The organism is Sphingomonas naasensis, assembly GCF_004792695.1.
In the GTDB taxonomy this organism is placed as follows: Bacteria; Pseudomonadota; Alphaproteobacteria; order Sphingomonadales; family Sphingomonadaceae; genus Sphingomonas; species Sphingomonas naasensis.
The window spans coordinates 250,518-257,833 of the sequence record NZ_SRXU01000003.1 but is presented as its reverse complement, the minus strand read 5'-3'; the positions used below and the strand labels follow the sequence as shown (position 1 = coordinate 257,833).

Here is a 7,316-nt window from a genome sequence, read left to right as displayed (position 1 = left end):
TCGCGGTTCCCGCGGCGGCGGCGTCCGCGCCGCCGGTCAGCGGGGCGGGGAGGCCGGCGCGGGAGTCGCGGGAGCAGCCGGCCGCGGTGAAGGCGGAAGCGGGCTCTTGTCGAGCGCGGCCAGCCCCGTCGGGAAATCGCGCAGCGTCACCGGAACGACGATCCGCTGGCCATTGCCCGCGGTGAAGCCGATCTTGAGCGTCTTGCCGGCGCGCAACGCCCCGAGCAGCACCGCATCGACCGGAGTGCCGGTATAGGCACCGTTCTGATCGCTGGTCTGCACCGCGAGCGGCTTGGTGGCGGCCTCGTCCACCTGCAGGCTGACGCCGGCGGGGAACAGTACGCCGTGCGGCAGCGCGATCGTCATATTGTGCCCGGCCTGCGGCGTGCGCTGCAGGATCACGGTGAGCAGCCGCTGCTTCTGCTCGCCGGCGAGCAGATTCTGCACGAGGCTGCACGGTTGGGAGGCGGCAGGCGCAGTCGCGGGGGTTCCGGAGGCGGCGGGGGCGGGGCTGCAGACCAATTGCCAGGCCGGACCCGCGGCCTGCGCCGCAGGTGCCGCGGCCGGCGCAGCCGGCGCGGTTTGCGCCTGCTGGGCGATGGCCATCCAGCTCGCGCCGGCGGCGAGCAGCGCTGCAATCGTCTCCATAGCAACCTCCAAACTGTTTCGGTCAGCCTAGTGCGCCCGTGAAACCGGTCAACGGCGATGTCTGCGGCGCGCCGTTGACAGCCGCCGGCTTTCCCCTCATTCATCAGACAATTCATAAAGGAGAGAGTGCTTGGCGGGCGTTCAGCTGGCCGAGGTCGGCAAGGCATATGGCGCCGTCACGGTGATCGAGCGGCTGTCGCTCGACATTCCGGCGGGCGAGTTCATGGTCTTTCTCGGGCCCTCGGGATGCGGCAAATCGACGCTGCTGCGGATGATCGCGGGGCTCGAGACGATCGACGGCGGCACGATCCGCATCGGTGAGCGACGCGTCGATACGCTGCCGCCGGGCGAGCGCGGCGTCGCGATGGTGTTCCAGCATTATGCGCTCTACCCGCATCTCAGCGTGCGCGAGAACATGGCGTTCGGATTGCGCAACCTGCGCGTACCCGCCGCCGAGATCGCCGCCCGCATCGCCGCCGCGGCCGCCAGCCTCGAGATCGAGGCGCTGCTCGAGCGCAAGCCCGGCCAGCTCTCGGGCGGCCAGCGCCAGCGCGTCGCGATCGCCCGCGCGATCGTCAAGCAGCCCGAGCTGTTCCTGCTCGACGAGCCGCTGTCCAATCTCGATGCCGCCCTGCGCGTCCGCACCCGGCTCGAGCTCGCTCAGCTCCATCGCCGGCTCGGCACCACGATGATCTTCGTCACGCACGATCAGGTCGAGGCGATGACGCTCGCCGATCGGATCGTCGTGCTCAATGCCGGCGGGATCGAGCAGGTCGGCACGCCGATGGAAATCTATCTGCGTCCGCGCACCCAGTTCGTCGCCACCTTTGTCGGCTCGCCACGGATCAACCTGCTGCCCGTCGCGATCGAAGAGGGGCCCGCGGGCAGCGCCCGGGCGCGGCTGGGGGACGGTACGATGCTCGACACCGCCATTCGCTTCGCCGGGCTGCCGCAAGGCGCGATGACACTCGGCCTGCGCGCCGAGACGGTGTGCGTCACCGCCGGCGACGATGCCGCGACGCACGGCACCGCCGAAGTCGTCGAGCGGCTCGGCGAGCGCACGCTGGTCCACACTTTGCTGTCCGACGGTTCGCGGCTGGTCGCCGAGGATGCCGGCGTCTCGGCGGTCCGGCCCGGCGACCGGATCGGGCTGACGATCGACGCTGCCGCGGCGCACCTCTTCGACGCGACCGGACTGGGGCATCACCGGGCCGAGACCGCCTGATGCCGAGCGTCGCCGTCGAGCCCGCTGCAGCGTTCACCGTGCCGGTGCCGAGGGGGCGGGGCAGGCAGGATTGGCGCAGCGCCTTGTTCGTAGCGCCCTATCTGCTCGTCTTCGTCGCGATGCTCGTCGTGCCGCTGGCGATGGGGATGTGGCTGTCGACCACCAAAGGCGATCTGTTCGGCACCGAACGCTGGGTCGGCCTCGCCAATTTCGTCCGGTTGTTCGGCGACGCGATCTTCCTCAAGGCAGTCGCAAACACCTTCTATTTCGTGCTGCTGACGGTGCCGTTCCTCACGCTCGCAGGGCTCGGTCTCGCGCTGGTGCTCAACCGGCAAGAGCGCTGGGCGGCGGTGCTGCGGACGATCTTCTTCGCCTCGACCGTGCTGTCGGTGACGGTGGTCACGCTGGTCTGGCGGCTGGTGTTCCTGCCCGATGGTGGGTTGCTCGGCGTGACCGCGGAGGCGCTGGGCAAGACGCCGATCGCCTTCCTCAATGACGAGAGGCTGGCGATGCCGGCGATCGCGGTGACCACCATCTGGTGGTGCATCGGGCTGCCGATGGTGCTGTTCCTCGCCGCGCTCCAGCAAGTGCCGCGCGATCTCTACGAGGCCGCCGCGCTCGACAATGCCTCGCGCTGGACGACGCTGACGCGGATCACGTTGCCTGCGATCAAGCGGACCTTCTTCCTAGTGATCATCATCGAAGTGATCCTGCAATTCCAGCTGTTCGGCCAGCCGCAGCTGATGACGCTCGGCGGCCCGAACAATTCCACCCGCCCGATCGTGCTGTTCATCTACGAGGCCGGCTGGCGGCAATGGGAGCTGGGCTATGCCGCCGCCGCGGCGCAGGTGCTGTTCGCGATGATCCTGATCGCGGCGATGGTCCAGTATCGCCTTTCGTCGGGGAAGGAAGCGGCATGACCCGCAGCCGCCTCGCCACCGGCCTCGTCATCCTTGCGGCAGTGCTGATGCTCGTGCCGCTGCTCTGGGTGCTCGCGCTGTCGCTCAAGGACAATGCCGAGCTGATGACCGACACCGCCTCGGTGTTCAACGGCCGCTTCACGCTGGAGAATTACCGCAATCTGTTCGGCAACGGCGACGTGTTCCGCTGGATCGCCAACAGCCTGATCGTCTCGTTCGGGATGACCGCGGGCGTGCTGATGCTCGCGTCGCTCGCCGGCTATGGCTTCGCGCGGCTCGAATTCCCCGGGCGCAACCTGCTCTTCGTCGTGGTGCTGCTCGGACTCGCGGTGCCCGAGCAGGCGGTGATCATCGCGCGGCATCAGATGTTCAGCTGGCTCGGCATGCACAACAGCTATCCGGCGCTGATCCTGCCGGGTCTCTCGGCGCCGTTCGGGGTGTTCCTGATGACGCAGTATTTCCGCGCCATCCCGCGGGACATCGATGAGGCGGCCCTGCTCGACGGTGCCTCGCGCTTCACGATCTTCTGGAAGCTGCTGCTGCCGCTGACGATCCCTGCGCAGGCGACTTTGGGCATCTTCACCTTCCTGTCGGCATGGAACGATTATTGGTGGCCGCTGATCTCGGCGACCAACAAGGACATGTTCACCCTCACCGTCGGCATCGCCTCGACCCAGATGAACTTCGCCCAGACCGAAGGGCTCGGCTTCCTGATGGCGCAGGCGGTGTTCGCCGGCGCGCCGATGCTGATCGTCTATCTCTTCTTCCAGAAATACATCGTCCAGGCGGTGGCGGGGGCGGCCGGGCGATGAGATGGGGTTGGCTATTGCCGCTGGCGGCGCTGCTCGCCGGCTGCTCGGACGCGAAGCCGGACAAGACCCGGCTGGTGATCCAGCGCTTCTTCGGCGCGTGCGAGGCCGAATATGGCCGTGTCACCGATATCGCCGCGGCCGAGGGCGAATGCGGCATCATGACCGCGATGATCAATCGGTTCGAGGCCGAGAACCCCGATATCGACGTCGTCGAGAACATCGTGTTCTGGCCGGGCTACGACCAGCTCACGGCGCAGCTCGCCGCCAACGACGCGCCCGATCTGGTGACGATGCACGGATCGGTGATCTCGGACTATCAGGCGCGCGGCCTGCTCGAGCCGCTCGACGCGGACCTCACCGCGATCGGCGCGCCGCCGGCGAGCTTCACCAGCGCCGCGCGCGCCGCGGTGACCGTCGACGGCCATGCCTGGGGTCTGCCGATCGATACCTGGGCGCCGCTCTGGCACATCAACATGAACCTGTTCCGCAAGGCAGGGCTGGTACGGGGCGGCAAGCCGGTGCTGCCGCGCTCGCCGCAGGAGCTGTTCGCGCAGGCGCAGCAATTCCGCGCGCGCACCGGCAAGCCCTATCTCGTTCAGGGCACCGCCAACGAATATGCCGGCTTCACCCGCAACTTCTACACCTTCGTGATGCAGCAGGATGCCGCGCCGTTCGAGGGTGGCCGCGCCAATTTCCGCACGGCAGCGGGGCGCAATGCGCTCCAGCTCTTCCGCACGATCTACGAGCGCGATTTCACCACCAAGAACCAGGATTACAGCGCCGCGGTGGCGGGCTTCCTCAAGGGCGACGGCGGGGTGTTCCTCGTCGGCACCTGGATGGTCGGCACGTTCGACGCGGAATCGCGCAAGACCAGCGGCGCACTCGCCAATGGCGGCTATACCGTGGTGCCGTATCCGAAGCTGTTCGCGCGCGAGACGACCTTCGCCGACGGGCACAATTGGGTGATGCCACGCAATAATCGCCGCACCCCGGAGGAACGTGCGGCCGGGGTGCGCTTCCTCAAGTTCTTCGCCGGCCACGCCAGGCACTGGGCGCGTACCGGCCATCTGCCGGCGTTTCAGGCGATCATCGACAGCCCCGAATGGCGGGCGCTGCCGCACCGCGACAATCTCGCGACGCTCGCCACCACCGCGCAACCCTTGCCCAAGGACGTGCGCCGCCAGTTCCCGATCGAGACGATCGTCGGTACGGAAGCGGCGGCGGCAATCTCGGGCGCCAAGCCGATCGACCAGACGCTTTCCGACATGGAGCGCCGCGTCAACGCGGTGCTCGACAATCTGTGATCCCAAGAGGCCGACCATGCTCACGTCCCGTGTAATCGCCGATCCCGACTTCGTCGTCGCCCCGCTCGATCGGCGCATCTTCGGCACCTTTGTCGAGCATCTCGGACGCTGCGTGTATGGCGGCATCTATGAGCCCGGCCACGCCACGGCGGATGCGAACGGCTTCCGCCGCGACGTGCTCGATCTCACCCGCGAGCTCGGCGTGACGATCGTCCGCTATCCGGGCGGCAATTTCGTCTCGGGCTATGATTGGGAGGACGGGGTAGGGCCCAGGGAAGAGCGGCCTGTCCGGCTCGATCTCGCCTGGGGCTCGACCGAGACCAACCAGTTCGGCACCAACGAGTTCATCGACTGGTGCCGCCTCGCCGGGCTCGAGCCGATGTTCGCGGTCAATCTCGGCACGCGTGGCCCCGCCGAGGCGCAGAACTTCATCGAATATTGCAACCACCCCGGCGGCACGCACTACTCGGACCTGCGCCGCAGCCACGGCTATGAAGCGCCGCACGACATCAAATTCTGGTGCCTCGGCAACGAGATGGACGGGCCGTGGCAGACCTGCGCCAAGACCGCGCAGGAATATGGCCGGGTGGCGAAGGAGACCGCCAAGGTGATGCGTTGGACCTCGGACGGGCTCCAGCTCGCCGTCTGCGGCTCGTCGGCGCGCGACATGCCGACCTATGGCGCATGGGAATATACCGTGCTCGATCATTGCTTCGAGGACGTCGACTTCATCTCGCTCCACCAATATTTCACCAACCACGAGAACGACGTCGCGCGCTTCCTCACCGCGATCGACGGGCTCGAGCGCTTCATCGTCGAGGTCGCGGCGATCGCCGATGCGGTCGCGGCCAGGCGCCGCAGCACCAAGCGGATCATGCTCTCGGTCGACGAGTGGAACGTCTGGTACCGCGCGCGTGCGGGCGAGCAATTGCGCGGTGTCGGCTGGCCCGAGGCGCCGGCGTTGCTCGAGGAAATCTACAATTTCGAGGATGCACTGATCGTCGGCGGGGTGCTGCTGACGATGATGAACCATGCCGATCGCGTGAAGTCCGCCTGCATCGCCCAGCTGGTCAACGTGATCGGTCCGATCATGACCCAAACCGGCGGGCCGGCCTGGCGCCAGACGATCTTCCACCCCTTCGCGCAGGCGGCGCGCTACGGCCGCGGCAATGTGTTGCGCGCGACGGTCGACACCGGCAGCTTCGCGGCCGGCGACGAGACCGAGGCGCCATTGCTCGTCCAGTCGGTGGTACACGATCCCGAGACCGGCGACGTGACGGTCTTCGCGCTCAATCGCAGCCTCGATTCCGAGATGGCGCTGACCGCCGAACTGCGCGGTCTCGGCACCCGCCGGTTGGCCGAGGCGTTCGAGCTGCACCATGCGGATCTCAAGGCGATCAACAGCGTCGACGCCCCCGACGAAGTCGCGCCGGCGCAGCATCCGCGGGCCGATTTTACCGACGGGGTCCTCAAGGCTGTCCTGAAACCGCTCTCGTGGAACGTTTTCGTCACCCGGAGCGCGTGATCGACCAGTTGTACCCGGCCCCTCCGCAGCGCTAGGATCGAGCGATGGTTGCAAAGGTCAAGACTGCCAAACCGCTCAACGTCCGCGCCCGGCGCAAGTCGCTACGCCTTCACGGCACGATCGCGCGCGATCTCGGCATCCTGATCGTGTCGGGGCGCTACAAGCCGGGCGAGGTGCTCAACAACGAAGTCGCGGCGAGCGATCGGCTCCACGTCTCGCGCACCGCCTATCGCGAGGCGCTGCGGATCCTCGCCGCGAAGGGGCTGGTCGAGAGCCGTCCGCGCACCGGCACGCGGGTCAGCGACCGCGAGAAATGGCATCTGCTCGATCCCGACGTGCTGTCGTGGATCTTCGAGTTCGAGCCCGATGACGAGTTGCTCTACAGCCTGTTCGAGCTGCGGAAGATCTTCGAGCCCGAGGCGGCGGCGCTGGCGGCCGAGCGGCGCAGCGATGCGCAATTGAAGCGCATGGCGGCGGCGCTGGAGGGTATGGCGAAGCACACGCTCGCGGTGGAGGAGGGGCGGATCGCCGACCAGGACTTCCACGCCGCGTTGCTCGAGGCTTCGGCCAACCCCTTCATCACCTCGCTCACCACCAGCGTCAGCGCCGCGGTGGCGTGGACGACGATCTTCAAGCAGCGCAACAGCCCGCTGCGCCGCGATCCGGTTCCCGATCACCAGCGCGTGTTCGACGCGATCGCCGCGGGAGATCCGGAGGGCGCCCACGCGGCGATGGCGCACCTCGTCGACATGGCGTTCCTCGACACGACGCGCAGCAAGGGGCCCAAGCTCAAACTGGCAAGGGGTTCCCGCGGCGAGACTGTGGCGGGATGAATTCTCCTCCCCGGGGCGGGTAGGGTAAGAAAAAGGCCGGGCTCGATGC

7 protein-coding genes are annotated in these 7,316 nt (G+C 67.6%); 6 read left to right on the top strand and 1 reads right to left on the bottom strand.

Annotation, left to right across the window (positions count from 1 at the left end):
• Positions 1 to 36 precede the first annotated feature (36 nt).
• Entirely contained in the window at positions 37 to 648 is a 612-nt protein-coding gene (locus E5A74_RS09150; RefSeq protein WP_135984035.1) for an invasion associated locus B family protein, read from the bottom strand.
• Between the two features lie 130 nt (positions 649 to 778).
• On the opposite strand from E5A74_RS09150, the gene E5A74_RS09145 reads away from it, so the two are divergent.
• From E5A74_RS09145 to E5A74_RS09120, 6 genes are read left to right on the top strand one after another with little or no spacing between them, the layout of a single operon-like run.
• Positions 779 to 1,873 (top strand): ABC transporter ATP-binding protein, encoded by a 1,095-nt coding sequence (locus E5A74_RS09145; protein ID WP_135984033.1) that lies wholly within the window; start codon positions 779 to 781, stop codon positions 1,871 to 1,873.
• A complete protein-coding gene (locus tag E5A74_RS09140; RefSeq protein ID WP_135984031.1) occupies positions 1,873 to 2,793 on the top strand; it encodes a carbohydrate ABC transporter permease in 921 nt (306 codons plus the stop codon). The genes E5A74_RS09145 and E5A74_RS09140 overlap by 1 nt, the downstream gene beginning before the upstream one ends.
• The gene (locus E5A74_RS09135; RefSeq protein ID WP_135984029.1) at positions 2,790 to 3,605 is read left to right on the top strand and encodes a carbohydrate ABC transporter permease; all 816 of its coding nucleotides are present in this window, start codon (positions 2,790 to 2,792) and stop codon (positions 3,603 to 3,605) included. Before E5A74_RS09140 ends, E5A74_RS09135 begins: the two co-directional genes overlap by 4 nt.
• Positions 3,602 to 4,909, top strand: coding sequence for an extracellular solute-binding protein (locus E5A74_RS09130; protein WP_135984027.1), 1,308 nt, complete (start codon positions 3,602 to 3,604; stop codon positions 4,907 to 4,909). The genes E5A74_RS09135 and E5A74_RS09130 overlap by 4 nt, the downstream gene beginning before the upstream one ends.
• Before the next feature lie 16 nt (positions 4,910 to 4,925).
• The gene (gene arfA / locus E5A74_RS09125; RefSeq protein WP_135984025.1) at positions 4,926 to 6,434 is read left to right on the top strand and encodes an arabinosylfuranosidase ArfA; all 1,509 of its coding nucleotides are present in this window, start codon (positions 4,926 to 4,928) and stop codon (positions 6,432 to 6,434) included.
• Positions 6,435 to 6,478: 44 nt separating this feature from the next.
• Positions 6,479 to 7,267: a FadR/GntR family transcriptional regulator gene (locus tag E5A74_RS09120; protein WP_135984022.1), complete on the top strand. Its 789-nt coding sequence runs from the start codon at positions 6,479 to 6,481 to the stop codon at positions 7,265 to 7,267.
• The last annotated feature ends 49 nt before the right edge of the window (positions 7,268 to 7,316 follow it).